Annotated in this window: 11 protein-coding genes; 6 read left to right on the forward strand and 5 right to left on the reverse strand. The window is 63.8% G+C overall.

Going from position 1 to position 22,729, the window contains the following annotated elements:
* The first annotated feature begins 7 nt into the window (after positions 1-7).
* The 4 genes from OX462_RS11900 to OX462_RS11915 all read left to right on the forward strand — a co-directional run bounded on the left by OX462_RS11900 (position 8) and on the right by OX462_RS11915 (position 12,233).
* Positions 8-1,345: a VWA domain-containing protein gene (locus tag OX462_RS11900; RefSeq protein WP_409028483.1), complete on the forward strand. Its 1,338-nt coding sequence runs from the start codon at positions 8-10 to the stop codon at positions 1,343-1,345.
* A gap of 318 nt (positions 1,346-1,663) precedes the next feature.
* A complete protein-coding gene (locus OX462_RS11905; RefSeq protein WP_409028484.1) occupies positions 1,664-8,020 on the forward strand; it encodes a YDG domain-containing protein in 6,357 nt (2,118 codons plus the stop codon).
* Between the two features lie 23 nt (positions 8,021-8,043).
* On the forward strand, positions 8,044-9,699 hold the full coding sequence (locus OX462_RS11910; protein ID WP_409028485.1) for a ShlB/FhaC/HecB family hemolysin secretion/activation protein: 1,656 nt from the start codon (positions 8,044-8,046) through the stop codon (positions 9,697-9,699).
* A 263-nt stretch (positions 9,700-9,962) separates the two neighbouring features.
* Positions 9,963-12,233 carry an outer membrane beta-barrel family protein gene (locus OX462_RS11915; protein WP_070224446.1) on the forward strand — a complete coding sequence of 757 codons (2,271 nt, stop codon included), beginning with the start codon at positions 9,963-9,965 and terminating at the stop codon, positions 12,231-12,233.
* Here OX462_RS11915 and OX462_RS11920 read toward each other — a convergent pair.
* Both OX462_RS11920 and OX462_RS11925 read right to left on the reverse strand, forming a co-directional pair.
* Positions 12,230-13,270, reverse strand: coding sequence for an SMI1/KNR4 family protein (locus tag OX462_RS11920; RefSeq protein ID WP_409028486.1), 1,041 nt, complete (start codon positions 13,268-13,270; stop codon positions 12,230-12,232). The two genes, OX462_RS11915 and OX462_RS11920, sit on opposite strands and share 4 nt — an antisense overlap.
* Positions 13,270-14,244 carry a thymidylate synthase gene (locus tag OX462_RS11925; protein ID WP_070224444.1) on the reverse strand — a complete coding sequence of 325 codons (975 nt, stop codon included), beginning with the start codon at positions 14,242-14,244 and terminating at the stop codon, positions 13,270-13,272. The genes OX462_RS11920 and OX462_RS11925 overlap by 1 nt, the downstream gene beginning before the upstream one ends.
* Positions 14,245-14,449: 205 nt before the next feature.
* Between OX462_RS11925 and OX462_RS11930 the strand changes: the two genes are divergently transcribed.
* Positions 14,450-17,158, forward strand: a complete 2,709-nt coding sequence (locus OX462_RS11930) for a bifunctional diguanylate cyclase/phosphodiesterase (RefSeq protein WP_409028487.1) — start codon at positions 14,450-14,452, stop codon at positions 17,156-17,158.
* A gap of 198 nt (positions 17,159-17,356) precedes the next feature.
* Positions 17,357-18,799: an OmpP1/FadL family transporter gene (locus OX462_RS11935; protein ID WP_070224443.1), complete on the forward strand. Its 1,443-nt coding sequence runs from the start codon at positions 17,357-17,359 to the stop codon at positions 18,797-18,799.
* Positions 18,800-19,011: 212 nt separating this feature from the next.
* Here OX462_RS11935 and OX462_RS11940 read toward each other — a convergent pair whose 3' ends face one another.
* Genes OX462_RS11940 through OX462_RS11950 form a run of 3 tightly spaced genes read right to left on the reverse strand, consistent with a single transcriptional unit; the run spans position 19,012 to position 22,671 of the window.
* A complete protein-coding gene (locus OX462_RS11940; protein WP_409028488.1) occupies positions 19,012-20,112 on the reverse strand; it encodes a threonine aldolase family protein in 1,101 nt (366 codons plus the stop codon).
* Positions 20,113-20,122: 10 nt separating this feature from the next.
* Positions 20,123-20,797, reverse strand: coding sequence for a leucine efflux protein LeuE (gene leuE, locus OX462_RS11945; protein WP_070224441.1), 675 nt, complete (start codon positions 20,795-20,797; stop codon positions 20,123-20,125).
* Positions 20,798-20,799: 2 nt separating this feature from the next.
* Positions 20,800-22,671 (reverse strand): ABC transporter transmembrane domain-containing protein, encoded by a 1,872-nt coding sequence (locus tag OX462_RS11950; RefSeq protein WP_409028489.1) that lies wholly within the window; start codon positions 22,669-22,671, stop codon positions 20,800-20,802.
* Positions 22,672-22,729 lie beyond the last annotated feature (58 nt).

Raw genomic sequence — 22,729 nt, forward strand, 5'->3', positions numbered from 1 at the left:
GACACTGATGGAAACCTTGTCCAAGGGTCAGCGCTTGCCGCTGGCCAATCTCGTTCCCGATGGCGTCTTGCAGGTCGGCGTCGCCGCGCAGGGCTTGGCGCTCGACGTGGCCTGTTTCGGCCTCGATGCGGCCGGCAAGCTGTCCGACGAGCGCTACATGACTTTTTTCAACCAGCCGCGCACGCCGTGCGGCGGCGTGGAAGCGCGCGCCGGCAGCGGTGGCGACATGGCCGAGTTTGCCTTGCAGCTGGCGCGCTTGCCGGCCGGAATTGACCGCCTCGTCGTGACGGCGTCCATCGATGGCGGTGGCGTGATGTCGCAGCTGCAATCGGGCCACGTGCGCCTGCAGGCGGGTGGGCGCGAGCTGGCACGCTTTGCCTTTGCCGGGTCTGATTTTGCGCAAGAAAAAGCCGTCATGCTGGCAGAAATTTACCGCAAGGATGGCGGCTGGCGCTGCATGGCCGTGGGGCAAGGTTTCAATGGGGGACTCGATGCGCTGGTGCAGCATTTCGGCGGTGAAGTCGACCAGACAACCCCTGCCGCTCCTGCCGCGGCGGCTTCGGCCGTCATGCAGGCGAAGATCAACCTGGAAAAGCGCGTCGAACGCGAGGCGCCGCAACTGGTCAGCCTGGTCAAGCAGGCGGGCGTGTCTTTGCAAAAAGTGGGCCTGTCCGAGCACCGCGCCAAGGTCTGCTTATGCCTCGATATTTCCGGCTCCATGGGACGGCTGTACAAAGAGGGGCTGGTGCAGCGCTTTGCCGAGCGCATCCTGGCGCTGGGCTGCAAGTTCGACGACGATGGCGAGATCGACGTTTTCCTGTTCGGCAAGAACGTCCACCATCCGGCACCGATGGCCTTGAGTAACTGCAATACCTACGTAGGCCAGGCCATACAGCGTCATCCGCTCGAAGGCGACACGCGCTATGGCGCCGCCATGCAGGCGATCCGCGCGTTTTATTTCCCAGACAAGGCCGGCGGCGAGCGCACGCGGCCCGTCGCGGCCGAGCTGCCCGTGTACGTGATGTTCGTCACCGATGGCGGCACCAGCGACCAGGCGACGACGGAGAAACAGTTGCGCTGGGCCAGTAACGAGCCCATCTTCTGGCAATTCATGGGCATCGGCAAGGGGCGCAAGTCGAAAAGCAAGTTCCTCGCCGCCTTTGCCGATTCCGATTTCCCGTTTCTGGAAAAGCTCGACGAACTGCAGGGCCGCCTGGTCGACAACGCCAATTACTTTTCCGTCAGCTCGCCCGACGAGCACAGCGACGCAGAACTGTATGATTTATTGATGACGGAATATCCGGGCTGGCTGAAACTGGCGCGCGGCCATGGCTTGCTGAGCTAGCGAAGGAGCAGGAGCGTCGCATAGGTGTTGCGCAGATACCGCATCTGACTTGATACCAATCATAAAAGATTGCTCTGAGGCAGCAATTTATGCGATGCTTGAGCATATCGCACCATCCAAAAAGAAGCTGTCATAGACGACAGCCTTCCACATCCGCCCAGACCCGCAGTTGTGCCTGTACGTGTTTTGTCTGCTATTGCCTGGAACTCCCGCCCACATACGTCGAGAGAACTGCGCAAGGCCGCGACAAACTCCTACTATTTTCCGTGTCGCCTCGCTTGGTGGCACGCTGACAAAGCACATTGAATAGAGGTTTGTATGAACCATATCTATCGCGTTGTTTGGAATGCCACGACCGGTTTGTGGCAGGCGGTTTCGGAATTCGCTTCCGGGCGGACAAAATCGACTACGTCGCGCACGCGCCGTCGTCAGACGGCAATTGCGCTGCTGGCAGGTGCCGCAAGTGGTATCGCCGCCGCCGCTGGTCCCTTGCCCACGAACGGGCAGCTTGTAACAGGCCAGGCATCGGTGGCTTACACAGGAAAGACGATGACGGTCAACCAGTCCAGCCAGAAAGCAGCGCTTGACTGGACATCCTTTTCCATTGGACAAGGTCATACAGTCAACTTCGTGCAGCCTTCCGCCTCATCGGTCGCACTGAACCGCGTGGTGGGCGCCGACCCATCGATTATCCAGGGTGCACTGAATGCGAATGGCCATGTGTTTTTGGTCAATCCCAACGGCGTGCTGTTCAGTCCAACGGCACAAGTTAACGTAGGTGGCCTGCTGGCATCCACATTGTCGATGGGCACCGATGATTTTATGGCGGGCCGCTACCAGCTCGCGGGCAAGAGCACTGGCACGGTCGCGAACCAGGGCACCATTAATGCCACTGCCGGCGGCAACATCGTGCTAGTGGCGGCCCGGGTACAAAATAGCGGACAGATCGGAGCCGAACGCGGCAATGTCCTGTTCGGCGCCGGCAGCGAAGTGCTGGTCGATTTTGGCGGCCCCGTCAAGTTGCAGGTGCAGAAGGGCGCAGTTGACGCGCTGGTCGAAAACGGCGGCGCGATCCGTGCAGACGGAGGCAAGGTGCTCATGACGGCCAAGTCCGCCGGCGAGCTCACTGGCTCGGTGATCAACAACAGCGGCATTATCCAGGCGCGCACGCTCGCGACGGGCAAGCGCGGCGAGATTTTGCTGCTGGGCGACATGCAGTCCGGTACCTTGCATGCCGGTGGACTGCTGGACGCCAGCGCGCCGCATGGCGGTAACGGCGGCGATATCGAGACTTCGGCGGCCCATGTCAATACAGCACCGGATCTCGTTGTCAACGCCGGCGCGGCCGCAGGCAAGGGTGGCGACTGGCTCGTCGATCCCTACGATTACATGATCAACCTGGCCGCGGCTACCACCATTACCGGCGCGTTGAACCAGGGCACGAACGTCACCATAACGACCCAGGCACCGGGCGGCACGGGCGTGACGGGCAGCGGCAGCGGCGATATCACGGTATCCAGCCCGATCGCCAAGACCGCTGGCGGCGATGCCAGCCTGACCTTGCGTGCCGACCGCAACATCGTCGTGGGTGCCGACGTCACGTCGACATCGGGGCGGTTGAACCTGACACTGTCGGCAGGCAATGCAGCGGGCGCCACGACGGGCGGCGTCAACGTTGCCGGCAACTTGTCCTCCAATGGCGGCAATATCCTCGTCGGAGGCGCCAACGGCAGCGCGAATGGCAACATCGCCTATGCGCTCAACACCAGTTCCAGCACCCCCGCCATTATTATCGGCACCGGCAAAGCCATCGATTCTGGCGGCGGGGATATCACGATCAACGGTCGCTCGCTCGTCGGCTCAAACAATGGCAGCTACGGCGGCGCGACGGCCGGCGTGTACATCCAGTCGAATGCCACGATCCGGTCGGGCAGCGGCAATCTGCTCATTAACGGCGAGAGCACCGGAGGCATCAAGACGTTTGGCCTGGCATTCCAGGGCGGTTCGAACACGGTGACCACGCTGGCCTCGTCCACTACAGGCGGCACGATGCTGCTGAACGCGGTCAACGCCACGCCAGGCAACTATACGTCTGCCGACCTCAATGCGGGAGCCATTGGACTGGTCTCATATGGAAGCCGTGCCCAAGTCGTATTCCAGGGCCCGTCGGTCGCCGGCTGGCTGGTCTATGTCAACGGCGCGCCCCAGTTGTCGGCCTACACGCAGGCGCCTCAGCTGTCCACCTGTTCGGCACAGCTGCCCAATTGCGGGACGATGGTCGTTCCGGGTTCCAACAACAGCTACCTCTACGCGACGTATCAAGCCGTCGACATGGCCACGCGCGCGCTGTTCATTACCCAAGCCGGTTCCGGCAGCAAGATCTACGATGGCAATACAGCGACCTCCGGCCTGACGTATTCGGCCACCACCGACATTGCTAACTTTTCGGTGTCGAATCTGGTTCCGGCGCCTGCCTTCGCTACCACCAGCAAGAACGTCGGCACGTATACCAAGCTCGTGGCTGCATCGGCCAACCCCACCAATTACACGACGGGCGGCACGACGTATGCGGTCGGGTATTTCAACACCGGCAGCTTTTCCATAACGCAAAAACAGCTGACGCCCAGCGCCGCCGACAAGGTTTATGACGGCAACACGACGGCTGCCGTGTCAGTGGCCGGCGCGATCGCAGGCGATGTCGTCACGGCCAGCGGCACAGGTACTTTCGGTGCCAAGAACGTGGGCACGTACTCCGTCAATATCTCGGGCATTACGCTCGGCGGCGCGGACATGGGCAACTACAGCCTGGCAGCTAACTCCGCCAGCGCTACGGCGCAAATCACTGCGCGCACGGTCACACTTGGCGGCACCAGGACGTACGATGGATCGGCTGCTTTCTCGAGCGTCATCCTCGGCAATCTGGTCGCCGGCGAAGACCTCGGCGTGAGCGGCGCGACCGCCAACAGCGCCAACGCCGCTTCAGCGCGCTGGATCACGACGGCGTCGCTGCTCAACGGCGTGGGCGGCCTGGCCAGCAACTATCAGCTGCCCGGCCTGGGCGCGGCCAGCGCAAGCAATGCCGTGTTCATTACGCCCAAGGCGCTCACCGTCAGCGGTATCAGCGCAACAAACAAGGTCTATGACGGCACCACGGCGGCCACGCTGTCGGGGGGGGCGCTATCCGGCATGGTCGGTAGCGAGACGCTGAACCTGGGCGCTATTGCCGGTGCGTTTGCCAGCAAGGATGTCGGCACGGGCAAGGCGGTGAGCTTGTCGACAATATCGCTAACGGATGGCACGGGTTCGGCCTCGAATTACACGTTCTCGCAGCCTGCAGGCGTCACGGCCGACATCACGCCGAAGGCGCTGACGGTGTCCGGCATCACCGCCGCCAGCAAGGTCTATGACGGCAGCACGGCTGCCACGGTCAATGCATCGAACGTCGTGCTCACGGGCCTGGTCGCCGGCGATGCGGTAACGGTCGGCGCGACTGGCGCCTTTGCCGACAAGAACGCCGGCAACGGCAAGACGGTGATACTGACCAGCTCGCATGGCGGCGCGGACGCGGGCAACTATGCGATCACGGACCAGGCGAGCGGCACGGCCAGCATCACGACGAAAGCGCTGAGCATCACGGGCGTGTCGGCCGCGAATAAAATCTATGACGGCAGCACGGCGGCCACGCTGACTGGCGGCACGCTGTCGGGGCTGGTCGGCAACGAAACGCTCGCCTTGGGCGCATTAACGGGTGCGTTTGCCGACAAGAATGCCGGCAGCGGCAAAACCGTGACCGTCAGCGGCGGCCAGCTGGGCGACGGCACGGGTCTGGCGGCGAATTACAGCGTGAGCGCGCCGGCCAGCGTGACGGCGGCGATTACGCCGAAGGCGCTCAGCATCACGGGCGTGTCGGCCGCGAATAAAATCTATGACGGCGGCACGGCGGCCACGCTGAGCGGCGGCACGCTGTCGGGCCTGGTCGGCAACGAAACCGTGACGCTGGGCGCACTGACAGGCGCATTTGCCGACAAGAATGCCGGCAACGGCAAAACCGTGACCGTGAGCGGCGTCCAGCTGGGCGATGGCACGGGCCTGGCGGCGAATTACAGCGTGAGCGCGCCGGCCGGCGTGACGGCGGCCATTACGCCGAAGGCGCTCAGTATCACGGGCGTGTCGGCCGCGAATAAAATCTATGACGGCGGCACGGCGGCCACGCTGACCGGCGGTGCGCTGTCGGGCCTCGTCGGCAACGAAACGCTCGCCTTGGGCGCATTGACGGGTGCGTTTGCCGACAAGAATGCCGGCAGCGGCAAAACCGTGACCGTCAGCGACGGCCAGCTGGGCGACGGCACGGGCCTGGCGGCCAACTACAGCGTGATTGCGCCGGCCGGCGTGACGGCGGCCATTACGCCGAAAGCGCTCAGTATCACGGGCGTGTCGGCCGCGAATAAAATCTATGATGGCGGCACGGCGGCCACGCTGAGCGGCGGTGCGCTGTCGGGGCTGGTCGGCAACGAAACCCTGGCACTGGGCGCACTGACAGGCGCATTTGCCGACAAGAATGCCGGCAACGGCAAAACCGTGACCGTCAGCGGCGGCCAGTTGGGCGACGGCACGGGCCTGGCGGCCAACTACAGTGTCACTGCGCCGGCCAGCGTGACGGCGGCCATTACGACGAAGGCGCTCAGTATCACGGGTGTGTCGGCCGCGAATAAAATCTATGACGGCGGCACGGCGGCCACGCTGACCGGCGGCACGCTGTCGGGCCTGGTCGGCAACGAGACGCTCGCCTTGGCTGCATTGACCGGTGCGTTTGCCGACAAGAATGCCGGCAGCAGCAAAACCGTGACTGTCAGCGGCGGCCAGCTGGGCGACGGCACGGGCCTGGCGGCCAACTACAGCGTCACTGCGCCGGCCAGCGTGACGGCGGCCATTACGACGAAGGCGCTCAGTATCACGGGTGTGTCGGCCGCGAATAAAATCTATGACGGCGGCACGGCGGCAACGCTGGCCGGCGGCACGCTGTCGGGCCTGGTCGGCAACGAAACCCTGGCACTGGGCGCACTGATGGGTGCATTTGCCGACAAGAATGCCGGCAGCGGCAAAACCGTGACCGTGAGCGGCGCCCAGCTGGGCGACGGCACGGGCCTGGCGGCCAACTACAGCGTGAGCGCGCCGGCCAGCGTGACGGCGGCCATTACGCCGAAAGCGCTCAGTATCACGGGCGTGTCGGCCGCGAATAAAATCTATGACGGCGGCACGGCGGCCACGCTGAGCGGCGGTGCGCTGTCGGGGCTGGTCGGCAACGAAACCCTGGCACTGGGCGCACTGACAGGCGCATTTGCCGACAAGAATGCCGGCAACGGCAAAACCGTGACCGTCAGCGGCGGCCAGCTGGGCGACGGTAGTGGCCTGGCGGCGAACTACAGCGTGAGCGCGCCGGCCAGCGTGACGGCGGCCATTACGCCGAAAGCGCTCAGTATCACGGGCGTGTCGGCTGCGAATAAAATCTATGATGGCGGCACGGCAGCCACGCTGAGCGGCGGTGCGCTGTCGGGGCTGGTCGGCAACGAAACCCTGGCACTGGGCGCACTGACAGGCGCATTTGCCGACAAGAATGCCGGCAGCGGCAAAACCGTGACCGTCAGCGGCGGCCAGCTGGGCGACGGCACGGGCCTGGCGGCCAACTACAGTGTCACTGCACCGGCCAGCGTGACGGCGGCCATTACGCCGAAAGCGCTCAGTATCACGGGCGTGTCGGCTGCGAATAAAATCTATGACGGCGGCACGGCGGCCACGCTGAGCGGCGGCACGCTGTCGGGCCTGGTCGGCAATGAAACCCTGGCACTGGGTGCATTGACGGGTGCGTTTGCCGACAAGAATGCCGGCAGCGGCAAAACCGTGACCGTCAGCGGCGGCCAGCTGGGCGACGCCAGCGGCCTGGCGGCGAACTACAGCGTGACCGCGCCGGCCAGCGTGACGGCGGCCATTACGCCGAAACTTGTTACCGTCAGCGGTCTCGCCGTTGCCGACAAGACGGCTGACGGCACGACGACGGCAATGATTGCAACGCCAGCAACGCTTACAGGGCTCGTCGCCAACGATACCGTTAAGCTCGATGCCAATTCGGCCTCAGCGAAATTCGCACAGGCATCTGCCGGTATTGCCATTCCGGTCAGCGTCACCGGCCTCACTTTGAGCGGTGCAGATGCCGGCAATTACCTTATCCCTGCGTCAAGTTCAAGCACAGGCAGGATACTGACGGCACCAGCCCGGGCAAACTCGACGGCAACGGCAACGGCAACGGCAACGGCAACGGCAACGGCAACGGCAACGGCAACGGCAACGGCAACGGCAGCCGCGGCGACGATTACGCCGCAGGCGGCGGGTATTACGTCGTCGTTTGCCGCGCCCGCGGTCGGCGGGCTGGCCTATGTCGCCGTGGCTGAAAGCGTGACTGCGCCGCAGTCGGGGACAGCACAGACTGCCATGAGCGAGGGGACGGGCGCTAATGCGGCACCGGCCAGCACCACGCAGCGGCGCCAGTCGTCGACCCAAGGCGCTGGTGCCAACCGCGATGCCAAATATCTCGATGTGATGGTCGTATCTGGCGGCATCCGCATGCCTGCCAGCGCAAGCAGCGATACCTCCAACGCCCCGGCGCCGAATAATCTCTGACACCTTCAGGACATGGGTATTCTATGAAGCATCCATCCACTGTTTTGCCGATGACGCTGTTCGTCACGGCCTGCATGCCCGCGCTTGCCCAGCAATTACCTGAGGCGGGTACGCTGCTGCAGGAAAATGCGCGTACGCTGCCGCAACCGACCAGTCGTGCGGCACCCACGCTGCGCGTGCTGCCTGCGCCTCAAACGGCGGCACAGGTTTCCGGTGGCGTGCAAATAACGCTGCAGCGCGTGACGATAAGCGGCAACACGCAGATCCCGAGTACGGAACTGCTGGCCGACCTTGGCCCGGTCACAGGCAAGACATATGACTTCGCGGGACTGTCCGCGCTTGCCGCACACATTACCTCCCGTTATCAGCAAGCCGGCTATCCTTTCGCGCGTGCTTACCTGCCACAACAGGATCTGTCCGCTGGCGAATTACGCATCGAGATCCTCGAAGGTCGTTATGGCCTGGTGCAGGCGACGGGCGATGGCGCATTGACGTCAGGGGCGCAAGGCTTCCTGTCGGCACTGCCGAAGGGCGCCTTGATCGAGGCGCACCTGTTGGAGCGCACGACCCTTTTATTGAACGATCAGCCCGGCGTGATCACGGCGCCGCTGATGCGCCCTGGAAAGGAGGTCGGCACTGGCGACCTGATCGTCGATGTGCAAAGGGATCATCGTTACAAGGGGGAAGCGGGGATCGACAATTTTGGCACGCGGGCGACCGGCCGCACGCGTCTTCACGCGAGCCTGGATGCCGACAGTCCATTCATGCTCGGTGATCAACTCTCGCTGCAGGCGCTCTATACGGATGCCCAAATGTGGTTTGGATCGGTGGCGTATGCGGCACCCATCGGTTACAGCGGCTTGCGCGGACGCGCCAGTTACACGCATTCATACTACGAACTTGCAGGCAGTTTCGCGTCCCTCGGCGCGCGCGGCACGGCGGACGTGGCGAGCGTCGGGATGAGCTATCCGATCGTCCGCTCGCAGTCGCGCAACCTGATCGTCTCGGCCAGCATCGATCACAAGTCCCTGCAGGACCGCCAAGGGGCGACTTCGTCGTCAAGTGACAAGCGAAGTACAGTCGTGCCGGTCAATTTGTCCTTTGACGTGCGCGATCAGTTCATTTACGCCGGCATCACCTACGGTGTCGTCTCGTGGGTGCATGGGCGCCTCGGACTGGATAAGGCAAGCGAGACCATCGACAGCGCGAGCGCCCGCACGGCCGGTGCGTTCTCCAAGCTGAACATCGATCTGGCGCGCGTTCAGTCCCTCAATAGCAAGATTGACCTCTATGGTCGCCTGTCCGCGCAGCGCGCGGGGAATAACCTCGACCCGTCCGAAAAGCTGGGCCTTGGGGGCGTGAACGGTGTGCGGGCGTATCCTAACGGCGAGGCGTATGGTGACAATGGCTGGCTGGCACAGGCCGAGGTGCGCTACACAATCGGTGCGGCGGTGCCGTTCGTCTTCTACGATATGGGACGAGTTGACATCAACAAGGACGCCTTGGCGAGTACGGGAAACCGGCGCACGCTGGCCGGCAGTGGCGTCGGCGTCCGCTATGCAGGCGCAGCATGGAGCGCAGGCATGACGCTGGCCTGGCGTACCCGCGGGGGAGCTTCGCTGACTGAGTCTGCGTCCCATAATCCGACCTTGCTGGCTAGCCTGGCGTACCGTTTTTGAGGCCGGCGAAAACTACGTGCGCGACGCGGGTGCCGGCCATGGCAACACGGCGCTCGCGACGCTTGCGGGCATCGGAGATATCCCGGGCAGCGCGAGCTGCATGGCATGAGGCTGGAATGCCACAAGCACCGGAGATTTGTAAATTGAAGTAAATAACAATGGTTCGCATTTGCTTTGCTCCTTGCAATCGTGGCATGCTTGGCATGTGCTCTCACGCTGCGGCGTAGTGCCTCATCCGTAGCGTCTCGATTATTTTTAGCCAAATGCATAAACTTCTTTTCCATTGCCTGGCGGGCGGCAGCCTGCTCGTCTCCGGCGCCGCTGTTCAGGCGCAAACCGTCACCGGTGATACCATCGTCAAGCCGCCTGCCAAGACGCCCGCCGTGGATGCGCCGCCGTCCGTCAGCGTGACGGCCGAACGTCCCACGGGCCGCATCGACCGGCAAGTCTACGACGTCAAGTCCGACGTCGGCAGCACCAATGGCACGGCGGCCGATGCCTTGAACAATGTGCCGTCGGTGGCCGTCGATCCCGATGGGGCCGTCTCCCTGCGCGGCAGCAGCAATGTGCAGATCTTGATCGATGGCAAGCCGTCGGCCATGCTGCAGGGCGATTCGCGCGGCGCCACCCTGAACGCCATGGCCGCCGACGATATCGAATCCGTGGAAGTGATCAACAATCCCGGCGCCCAGTTCGGCAACGAGGCCGGTGGCGGCCCGATCCTGAACCTGGTGATGCGGCGCAACCGCAAGCCGGGCGGTTTTGCCACCGTCAACGCGAATGCGGGCATTGCCGGACGCTACAACAGCTCCGTCTCCGGCACCTATAACGAGGGGCCGTGGGGCTACCAGGGCGGCATCAATGTGCGTCATGACGGCCGCAATTCCGTGGCCGAGGTCAGCCGCGAGCGCCTGGAGCGTGGCACGGGCGCGTTCGCCCCCAGCAGTCAGCAGTCCACCAGCAATGGCTTGAACGACTCGCTGGGCTTGCATGGCACCGTCAATTACAACCTGAACGCCAACGACACCCTTGCCGCCAGCGTGTCGTATAACGGGCGCAGCAACGACCAGCGCTCGCTCGACCGCTACCTCAATGGCGACAGCACGGGCAGCACCATCGGCGACTATGTGCGCAGTACCGTGCGCAACGGCGACAGCCGCAACTACAGCTGGGGCGCGCGCTACGACCACAAGGGCGAGTTGCCGGGGGAAACTCTCAAGATCGATTTGCGCGTGTCGTCGTCGACCAACGAGAGCGACAGCGATTACGCCAATACCTATGCGGTGGCGCCCGTGAATGCCTTCGACAGCCGCGCGCGCCAGCACAGCGAGACGGGCAACCGCATCGTCGACTTCAGCGGCGACTACGAGCGTCCGCTGGCGGGCGGCACGGCCAAGCTCGGCTACAAGGTGGCCGACAACAAGAGCAGCTTCGACACCCTGTACACGGACATCAACCCGGCCAGTCTGCTTGCCACCGTCAACCCCATGCGCAGCAACCGTTTCGAGCTCGACGAACGCACCATTGCGCTGTACGGCTCCTACCAGATGCGCCTGAGCGAGCGCTGGGGTGCGCTGGCCGGCTTGCGCGCCGAATACACGGACTTGAACGTGCGCCAGATCACCAGCGGCGTCGAGGCCGGCAACAATTACATCAACTACATTCCCAGCCTGTTCGCCACGTATAAGGTCAGCGACGAGAGCAACCTGCGCTTCAGCTATGCGCACCGCCTGCGCCGCCCGAGCGCGGGCGACCTGAACCCGTACGTGATCTACCGCGATGAGTTCAATGTGTCGGCCGGCAACCCGAAGCTGAAACCCACGCAGACGGATTCGTTCGAGATCGGCTATGAAACCAAATTGTTTGGCCTGGAAAGCAGCTTGCGTGCCTACCACCGGCGCGACACGGATGCCATCGTCGATTACCGCTATTTCATCAGTGACAATGTGCTGCTGACAACGCGGGAAAACGGCGAGGGCAGCCATTCGAGCGGCCTGGAGTTCAGCGTCAGCGGCAAGCTCACGCCATCGTTGACCCTGAACACGAGCGGCAACCTGGCGCGCAGCCAGCAGACGAGTTCCGACGACCTGGGCAACCGCAGCACGCGCACGGCGAATGCCCTGAGCGGCCGCGCGCGCCTCAATTACCAGATCAACCCGGCCAACCAGCTGCAGCTGGCCCTGCAAATGCAGGGCAAGATGCTGTCGGGACAGGGCTACCGTTCGCCGAACAACACCTTGAACGTGAGCTGGCGCCACACGGTGACGCCGCAGCTGAGCCTGGTCATGAATGTGACCGATGTGTTCAGCAGCAACAAGATGGAAACCGTCATCAACAGCGCTTCCTTGCGCGAGACGAGCACGCGGCGCTTCGATGGACGCATGATTTACGTGGGGCTGTCGTACCGCCTGGGCGGCGCCACGTCGGCGGCGAAAGAGGGCGAACGGGAACCGCGCTTCGGTCCGCCGGGCGGACGGGGGCCGGGCGGCCCAGGCGGTCCCGGCCCGGGCGGACCGGGAGGCGAAGCAGGCTAGGCCGCCGCCGCGATCTCGTTCAGGAAGTCGATGAAACTGTCCGCATGGCGCTCGAAGCGCCATGCGCCCATGCCGTGTTCTGCCGTGTACACGGGCGCATCGCCGCCGGCAATGGCGCCCAAGTCCAGGCAATACGGATCGGCGCCCGCGTCGGCGATCACCAGGTATTGTTCCGGCCAGCCGGCGATGGCGGCGCCGCTGACGGCATCCCAGGCGTAACCGGACTGGGCCTTGACCAGCCCGGCCGCGCCGTACAGGCTCAAGCCCTGGAAATATTGTTGGCTGTCGATCAACACCCGCAGCGGCGAATGGCAAGCGAGGAAGCGCCGGTACTGCTCCGGCAAGGCCCAGCGCTGCGCGATGCCGGCCATGTCGGCGGCGCTGGCGATGGTCAGCCAGTTCGATGGCTGCGCAAGGTCCTGCTCCTTTTTGCGCCGGGCCGCCAGTTTTTTCTCCAGCCTGGCGGCAGCCTTTTCCAGCGGCGTGCGCGGATCCTCGAGCGCCGCGTGAGTGGCGGGCGCCGCATGGCCTGCGCCATCCGGGTAGCCATCGCGCTGCCAGGCCTGTACAGCCTCCAGTCGCAGCTGCTCTTCCTTCCAATGGCCGGGATCGTACGGCAAACCGGCATCGAAAGGCTGGCGGCTGAAGACGGCCAAGCTTTTCACGGCCTTGGCGCGCACGCTCAGCTTGGCATTTTCCGCAGTGGCCAAGGCCACGAGCGGAGCATACGCCTCCTTGCCCATGCTTTTGAGCATGCCATCCACGCCCCAGTAGGCGAGGCCGTCCATATCAAGGCTCCAGCTGAAAAAATCGCCGTATTCTCCCGGTTCGGCCAGGGCGACGATATCCGTCATCAGGAAGGCGCGCCAGTGCAGCAACTGGCCTTCCCTGGCGTAGGCGGTCAGGATAGCGAGCACGGCTTGCCGCTCGTCGGCCGCATGCTTTTTCAGCAACCGGTCTTTCAGCTTGGAAAACTTAACGCCGTCCGTTTCGTCAAACAGCTTGCGGTGCAGGGCTGCCAGCGGTGCGACCGCCATCAGACGGCCATCGCCGCCTTGATCGGCGCATGGTGTTCATAACCTTCCAGCGAGAAATCCGACGGTTCGATCTTTTCCAGCCATTCCGGTTCGTATTTGCCCGTCTTCGCGTAATCGGGCACGCGGTCGGAAATGACAAACTTGGGCGCCGGGAACGGCGTGCGCTTCAATTGTTCTTCCACCATGTCGAGGTGGTTTTCATAGATGTGCGCGTCGCCGATGAAGTAGGTGAACCAGCGCGGCGTGTAGCCCGTCAGGCGCGCCACCAGGTGCAGCAGGGCCGCGCCTTCGGCGATGTTGAACGGCGTGCCCAGGCCGATATCGTTGCTGCGCACATATAAACACAGCGAAATTTCGCGCGTGCTGGCGTTCGGGATGAACTGGTACAGCAAGTGGCAGGCGGGCAGGGCGACGGCATCAAGCACGGCCGGGTTCCAGCCGTGGAACAGGATGCGGCGGCTGCCGGGATTGTGCATGATGGTGTCCAGGCATTCGCGCAACTGGTCGACGGCCTTGTACAGCAGCACTTTTTGCACGCCGTCCTCGACGATGGGGGCAACCAGGGTAAAACCGTTCGCTTGCGCGTCGGCGATTTGCGCGGGCTGGTCGGCGTCGAGCAGCTTGTACGCAGGCCATTGACGCCATTGCACGCCATACACGGGACCGAGGTCATCCTCGCCTTCGCGGTAGGGGTTGGCCAGCCATTGCGCATTTTCATTGGCGTTCTGGTCCCACACCTTGCAGCCCAGCGCGCGGAACTCGGCCGCGTTGCGCGAGGCGCGCAGGAAGGCGCACAATTCGCCGATCACGGATTTGAAAGCCAGTTTCTTGGTCGTGACGGCAGGGAAGTTGCCGTTGGCCAAGTCGAAACGCATCATGGCGCCCGGCACGCTCAGGGTGCGGATGCCCGTGCGGTTGTCTTGCCAGCTGCCCGTTTCGAGCACGGTCTTGATCAAATCTTGATATTGCTGCATGTATTTCTCCAACGGTAAGGATGGTGATTGTAACGCAGGCGCGACAGGCGGTCTGCGGGCCGCATACATAATTACGCGGCCGGCTTACCTGTAAACATGACTCTGTGGTAATTTGTGTGTCCTTGAAGAAATACACAGAAACGGCAGACGCTGCACCATGTTCTTGCGACAATTTGTAAATAATAATAACGGCGCCGTAGTGGAGATGAGCAGGGCCGATTTTTTCAAGGCCAATCTGCGCCTGATCCTGGCTTGGCCCTTGCTGGGGCTGGTCCTGTGCGCGGTGCTGTGGACGGCCACCTTGCTGCAGCTGGAGGCGGAAAAAAAGGTGGCGCAGCAGCAGGCGCTCGACAGCGTTTCCTCGTTGTCGAAAGCCTACAGCCAGTATCTGCTGCGCACCCTGGAGCAGATGGACCAGCTGACCTTGCAGCTCAAGTATGAATGGGAAAATTCGCGCGGCCAGTTGCGTCTCGACCAATTGAAGACGCAGGGCATGTATGCCTTGCCGCAATTTGCCATCGTCGCCATTCTCGACCGCAAGGGTCATCCCGTGACGGCCACGGCGCCGCTGCAGCGCCTGCGCGTCAACGAGCGCAGCGATTTCCTGCTGCGCCACTGGCGCAGCAATTCCAGCGCGCTGCGCATCGCGCTGGGAAAGGCCAATGCCGCCAGCGAAGCGGCGGCACCCCCGGGCGCCGACGAAAGCCTCGTGCATTTCACGCGCCGGCTGGAAGACGTGGATGGCAATTTCGACGGCGTGCTGCTGATCTCCATCCACTCCAGCTATTTTTCCGAATTCTACAACAGTGTCAATTTCGGCAAGTTCGGCATGTCCGCCATGGTGGGGGAAGAGGGCGAGCTGTTCAGCACGCGTCTCGGTGCGCGCGTGTTGCCGGCCCAGAGCGCACAGGGTACGCCATTCCTCGACACCAGTTTCCTGGAAACGGAGAGCGGCGCCCTGCATTCGGGCGGCCGGATCGCTTTTTCCGACAAGCAAAGCCGTTATGTGGGCTGGCAGGCGCTGAAAGCCTATCCGTTTGCGGCCGTGGTCGGCCTGTCGGACGGCGAAATGCTGCACCCCTACGAGGAAACGCGCACCATCTATATCGGCATCGCGCGGGCCGTCACCGTGCTGCTGCTGGCCTTTGCCGCCGTCGCCACGGTGCTGTCGCTGCGCCTGGCGTGGCGCCACCACCAGTCCGAAGGCGTGCGCAATGCCTACCGCATGGCCACCGAAGGCACGAGCGACGGCTTTTATATCATCGCCGCCCTGCGCGGCGCCGATGGCAGCATCCTCGATTTCGAGATGGTCGACTGCAACGAGCCGGGCGCCGGCTACTTCGGCGTGCGGCGCGAACAATTGCTGGGCATGCGCCTGCAGTCGCGCGCCCATGAGCCGTATTTCCGCGACCTGATCCACAATTACCGGGCCGCCATGGAGTCCGGCTTCTCCGAGGAAGAGATCGAGCTGCCGGAAGGCAATCCTTTCAAGCTGCGCTGGATACGCCGGCGCCTGGTGCGCAGCGGCGACCGCCTGGCCGTCACTCTGCAAGACATCAGCACGGCCAAGGAGCACGAGCGCGACTTGCGCCGCCTGGCCAACGAGGACGGCTTGACGGGCTTGCCCAACCGATACTGGCTGCAGCAATTCCTGCCCGGCGCCCTGGGCCGCGCCGCCATCGCGCGGCGCATGCTGGCGCTGCTGTTCATCGACCTGGACGGCTTCAAGGATATCAACGATACGCAGGGCCACGCCGAGGGAGATAAAGTGCTGCGCGCCGCCTCCCTGCGCCTGAAGGCCGTGCTGCGGCCGGGCGACCACGTCGTGCGCCTGGGCGGCGACGAATTCGTTGTCGTGCTCGACCCCGTGGAGGACGACAGCCGCGCCGAGCAGGTGGCGCAGCGCATCGCCATCGCCTTTGACGAACCGTTTTACCTGGGCAGCGAACGCCACAAGATGGGGGCCTCGATCGGCATCAGCCTGTATCCGCGCGATGGGGCCGAGACGGAAGTGCTGCTGAAGAACGCCGATATCGCCATGTACGCCGTGAAAGTGGCGGGCAAGGGCCATCACCGCTTCTTCCAGCCCGAATTGTTCGAAACCATCCGCAACCGCCGCGAACTGGAGCAAAGCCTGGTGGCGGCGCTGGAGCAGGACCAGTTCCTCGTCGTCTACCAGCCGCGCGTCGACGCCATGAGCGGACAGCTGTGCAGCATGGAGGCGTTGGTGCGCTGGCACCATCCGCAGCATGGCATGGTGCCGCCGCTGGAATTCATCCCCGTGGCCGAGAGCAGCGGCCTCATTTCGCAGCTGGGCGAAGTCGTCATCGAGAAGGTATGCCTGCAGATGGCGCGCTGGCAGGCCAGCGGGCTGGAACTGGTGCCCGTGTCGATCAACGTGTCGGCGCGCCAGTTCGGCCGCGGCGACGTGCACCAGGTGCTGGCGTCCGCGCTGACGCGCCACCGCATCGACGCGCGCCTGATCGAGGTGGAGATCACGGAATCGGCCATGATGGATGAGCAGAACCGCGCCGTGGAGCAGCTGTCGGCCATCCGCGCGCTGGGCGTGCGCCTGCTGGTCGACGATTTCGGCACCGGCTATTCCTCGCTGTCGCAGCTGCAGAAGTTCGCCATGGATGGCTTGAAGATCGACCGCGCCTTCACCATGGAGCTGGGCCGCTCGGAGCAGGGCGAGGTCTTCGTGCGCGCCATCCTGTCGATGGCCCATGCGCTGGGCATGAGCGTGGTGGCCGAAGGCGTGGAGACGCGCGAGCAGCTCGACATCCTGCGCGCGCTGCAATGCAATGAAGTGCAGGGCTATTTCATCTCGCGTCCCGTGCCGGCCGAACAGATGCTGGCACTGATGCATCAGCGCTTCCTGATACCGCTTCCAGCCCCGGCGCCGGCGCTGTAGTGCGTCGTGATTGGCATGGAAAACAACGCTGTTTCATAAAAAGAGCGAACGTTCGCTTTTTTCTAAAAAATATTATATGCTTCGCTCATGCCGTCAGTGAATTGGAGTTCACGGCGGCAAGAACAGTGCAGGACGGGTGAGGTTGAGCTACCCGGGACAATGTGACGAAGACACTTCATATAATAAAGAGAGACTAACTTGAAACATAAATATCTGCCCCTCCTCATCGCCGTCGCATGCGCCGGCTTCGCTTCCACCGCCCAGGCATCGGGCTACCGTTTCGGCTCGCAAAGCGTTTCCGCCCAGGGCACGGCCGATGCCAGCGGCGCCGAAGCGGCCGACGCGTCGACCATTTTCTATAACCCGGCCGGCATGGCGCGCCTGGAAGGCACGCAATTCGTGGGCGGCGGCACCCTGGTGGTACCGCATTCGACCTACACGGATTCGGGCTCCAAGCCTTTCTTCCCGGGCAACCGCACGCCTTACGCGGCAACCAAGGACTATGCGCCGGATGCCGTGTTCGCGCCAGCGCTGTATGCCAGCAAGAAAATCAATGAGCAGTGGACCGTCGGCGCTGGCCTGTTCGTGCCGTATGGCGCCAAGCTTGACTACGGCAACGACTGGTATGGCCGCTACGCGATCACCAATATCAAGCTCGAAGCCATCGCCCTGAATCCTTCCGTGTCGTTCAAGCTGGACCAGCACCACTCGTTCGGTTTCGGCGTGACGGCCGAATACATGAAGGCGGAACTGGGCCAGGGCGTGGACGTGCCGGGTTCGGTTGCTTTCCTGGGCAAGTTTGCCCCTAGCGCATCGCAGGCCTTCCTGGCCAATATCGCCAAGACGCAGGGTCTGGCTGCGGCGCAAGCTGCGGGCGCCGCGCTGCAGGGCCCGATCAAGGATGGCCATGCCTCGATGGATGGCCATGACTGGGGCTTCGGCTTCAACCTGGGCTACCTGTACCAGCTGAACGAAGGCACGCGTTTCGGTATCGCTTACCGCTCGTCGATTTCGCACAAGCTCAAGGGCAGCACCATCTGGGACTTCTCGCAAGTGACGAGCAATCCGGCCGTGAACGCCTTCATCGCCAAGGCATCGAACAAGGTCAATTCGGAAGCGCTGGTGGAATTGCGCACGCCGGAAACCCTGTCGGTCAACGCCTTCCATCAGATGGATGATAAATGGGCCTTGATGGGCGACGTCACCTGGACCCGCACTTCGCGCCTGCAGAACCTGGATATCCAGTTCCCGCCGACGGCCGAAGGCGCCGAGCGCATTCGCCAGAACTGGAAAGACACCTACCGCGTGTCGCTGGGCACCAACTACAAGTACAGCGAAAGCCTGATGCTGCGCGCCGGTATCGCCCACGACCAGGCGCCGGTCCGCAGCGCCGAATTGCGCCACCCGGCCTTGCCGGACAGCGACCGCATGCAGTATTCGATCGGCGCGAACTGGAAGCTGAACGCCAATTCCTCGATCGACCTGGCTTACAGCTATATCGACTTCAAGGATGCTGACGTCAACTACACAAACGACTGCTCGCCGGTCAAGACGGGCTGCACCGGCAACGGTGAAACCACCAAGGGCCTGTTCAAGACCCGCATGCAGTTGATCGGTCTCGCTTATAACTACAAGTTCTAAGCAGGTAGTGGCGGCCGACCCGGCCGCCATGAATGAAAAAAGCGCCTTCGGGCGCTTTTTTTTTGGCAGACCCCAGCGGTGGTGCGCTGTTGGGCGCGGTAGGGGGTAGGTCGGATTAGCGTGGCGAAGCCGCGCGTAATCCGACGGTATTGTTGGCTGTGGCTGTGGTCTTGTCGGGTTACGCGCTGTGCGCTAACCCGACCTACCCCGACCTACGCCGATGGTGCCTTGTTACGCATGGCCTGATCCAGCAGGGTCAAGGCCAGCCGTACGGTGTCGTCGGGCAGTTCCAGCAAGTTGTCGCCCACATACCACTCCACCACGCTGTGCCCGGGCAGGGCCGCGTGGCTGGCGCGGCCGAACAGCCAGATGCCGTGGTCTTCGGCCACCTGGTTGCGGATGGCGATGACCCGTTCGCGCGATACGGGCAGGTGCAGGTGCAGCATGTTGGCCTGCGGCTGGGCGGGGTTGACGGCGATCGATGGAAAATCGCGCAGCAGCGCGTACAGCCACTGCGTGCGCGCAAAATAGCGGGGCATGGCGGCGAGGCGCGCGTCGAACTGCATGGCGGCGGCCACCACGTAGGGCGTGCGGTGCACGATGTTGCCGCCCTGGCGGTGGAACCACGCGCGCGCACGCTCGACAAACGGGCGGCTGCCGGCCAGCATGGCGCCGCCGAGGCCGCCGATGCCCTTGTACAGCGACACGTAGACGGAATCAAAACCGTCGCAGATGGCGGGCAGGGACTGGCCAAAACCGGCTTGCGCTTCCCACAGGCGCGCGCCATCCATGTGCAGATGGATATTGCGTTCGCGGCAGTGCCGTTTGATCTGGCTCAACTCTTCCCACGACGGGCACTGGCCGCCGATCTCGCGCATCGGCAGTTCGACCTGCGCGGCGCCCAGCGCATCGGGCACGGCGCGCAGGTCGTCCGCCGTCCACGGGCGGTGCGGGTCGCCCAGCATCAAGCCCTTGAAGTGGTCGAGCAATTCATGGTTGCCCCGTTCGTGGCGCAGGATGTGCGATGTCGGGTGCAGCGCGACGAGGCGCGAGCCCCGGTCCTGGCAGGCCAGGCGCAGGGCCGTGACTTGCGTCATGGTGCCCGTGATGCAGAATACGGCCGCCTCGAAGCCGAGCAGGCCGGCGATCTTGTTCTCGAACTGTTCGATCAGCGCGCCTTCGCCATAGGTATCGTGTGCAACATCGTTGGCATCGCACCAGGCGGCCATGGCGGCGAAGGTGGCCGCTGGCGTGGGCTGGCGGTGGCCCGGCAGGATGGTATGGCAGCGCTGGCGCAGTTCAAGCTCGTTCACGGTGTTTTCCTTACAGGGTGGCCGTGGCCAGTTTCGCGCCAAAGCCGATGAACATGGCGCCCACGCCGCCGCCCATGCCGGCCGACAGGCGGCGACGGCGGCGGAAGGTCTCGGCCAGCCGCGCGCCGACAAAGATGATGGCCGTCAGGTAGGTAAAGCTGATCACCTGGCAGATCAGGCCCAGGCCGATGAAGGACAGCACGGGCTTTGCAAAGGCCGGGTCGACGAACTGGATGAAAAACGAGATGAAGAACAAAATCGCTTTCGGGTTCATCAGGCTGATGATCAGCGCCTTGCGGAACGGGTCGCTTTCCTTGACGGGGGGCGGCACGGCTGCCGCTTCGCCTTCAGCGGGCGCGGGGGCGCGCAGCTTGCGCCAGCAGCCTATCAGCATCTGCAGGCCGATCCAGCCCAGGTAGGCCGCGCCGATGTATTTCACGACGTAGAACAGGGCCGGGCTGGCTTTCAGCAGCGAAGCGACGCCGCAGGCCGACAGCACCATCAGAATCAGGTCGCCGGCGAAGATGCCGAAGGCGCCCTGGTAGGCGGGCCGCACGCCGCGCTGGGCGGCGACCGACAGCACGTACATGGAGTTGGGACCGGGCAGGATGACGATGAAGATGGTCCCCAGCAAAAAGGTCCAGAAATCGGTGATGCCCAGGTTGGCGTGGAAAAGTGCGTTCATGATTATTCCGCTGGATTGAGCTGTACGTGATGGAATTGCAGTGCGGCAAGATTCGCGTAGATGCCTCCGAGCGCCACCAGCGACGCATGCGTGCCCGTCTCGACGATCCTGCCGTCTTCCATGACGATGATGCGGTCGGCCCGCTGCACGGTGGCCAGGCGGTGCGCGATGATGACGGTGGTGCGGCCCACCATGGCCGCCTCCAGCGCCTTTTGCACCAGGCGTTCCGATTCCGCGTCGAGCGCGCTGGTCGCTTCGTCGAGCAGCAGCAGCGGCGGGTTTTTCAGCAGGGCGCGGGCGATGGCGATGCGCTGGCGCTGGCCGCCGGACAGGCGCACGCCCCGTTCGCCGAGGAAGGATTTGTAGCCGTTCGGCAGGCGTTCGATGAATTCGTGGGCGGCCGCCATCTTCGCGGCGGCGATGACGTCGTCGTCGCTGGCGCCGGCGCGGCCATAGCGGATGTTTTCCATGGCGTCGGCCGAGAAGATCACCGTATCCTGCGGCACGATGCCGATGGCGTCGCGCAGGGTGTGCAGATCGAGCTGCTTGATGTCGACGCCGTCGAGGCGGATGCTGCCGCTTTGCGGGTCATAGAAGCGCAGGAACAGCTGGAACAGCGTGGTCTTGCCGGCGCCCGACGGGCCAACGACGGCCACCGTTTCGCCGGCGCGGATGTCGAGGCTGACGTGGTTCAGGGCGTGGGTATCGGGGCGCGACGGATACGAGAACATGACGTCGTCCAGCGACAGCGAAGCGCCGTTCGCGGCGCGCGCCGGCAGCGGCAGCGGCGTGGCAGGCGACTCGATTTCCGATTTGACGGCCATCAGTTCCAGCAGGCGCTCGGTGGCACCGGCGGCGCGCTGCGCTTCGCCCATGACTTCGGACAGGGCGCCGATGGCGCCGGCCACGATGGAAGCGTACAGGATGAACTGGCCCAGGTCGCCGCCCGTCATCGCGCCTTCCAGCACGGCGCGCGCGCCCAGCCACAGGACGAACACGATGGTGCCGAAGACCAGCAAAATTGCGATCATGGTCAAGAGGGCGCGGGCGCGGATGCGGCGCATGGCCGTCATGAAGGCGCCTTCGACGGAGTCGCCAAAGCGTTTCGATTCGATTTTCTCGTGCGTAAACGCCTGCACGGTGGGCATGGCGTTGAGGATTTCGCCGGCCATGGCCGACGCGTCGGCGATGCGGTCCTGCGAATCGCGCGACAGCTTGCGCACCTTGCGGCCAAACACGATGATGGGCACGACGACGAGAATCAAGAGGCCGATGATGATGCCGGCCAGCTTGGCGCTGGTGACGAACAGCATCACCAGGCCGCCCAGGAACAGCAGCACATTGCGCAGCGCCATCGAGATGCTGGTGCCGACGACGGCCTGGATCAAGGTCGTGTCGGTGGTGATGCGCGACAGGACTTCGCCCGTCTGCGTGGTCTCAAAGAATTCCGGGCTTTGCGTGACGACGTGGCGGTACACGGCGCTGCGGATGTCGGCCGTGACGCGCTCGCCCAGCCACGACACCGTGTAAAAGCGCGCCGCCGTGGCCAGCGCCAGGATGGACGCCACGCCGAACAGGGCGAGGAAGACCAGGTCGACGTGCTGGATGCTTTTCGAGCCGGCCGCGCCGCCGAAACCGAGGTCGATCATCTGCTTGAAGGCGGCTGGAATGGCCAGGGTCGAGGCGGCGGCCACCACCAGCGCGATACCGGCCAGGAAGAACTGCTTGCGGTACGGCGTCAGAAAGGGCATCAAGCCCTTGAAGGCGGCCAGGCTGCCTTTTTTCAGTTCGCGGCTGCTGCCGGTGTCGGGAGTCGGTGCGGTACTTGCGGCGGTTGCTTTGCTGGTGCTGCCTGTTTCTGTGCTGGTTGTCATTGTTTTTCGCTTTGATTTACTTTTTTGCTTGTCCGGGGTCAGACCCGATGGGTCTGAC

It is taken from the genome of Janthinobacterium aestuarii (genome assembly GCF_046113285.1).
Classification (GTDB): Bacteria; Pseudomonadota; Gammaproteobacteria; order Burkholderiales; family Burkholderiaceae_D; genus Janthinobacterium.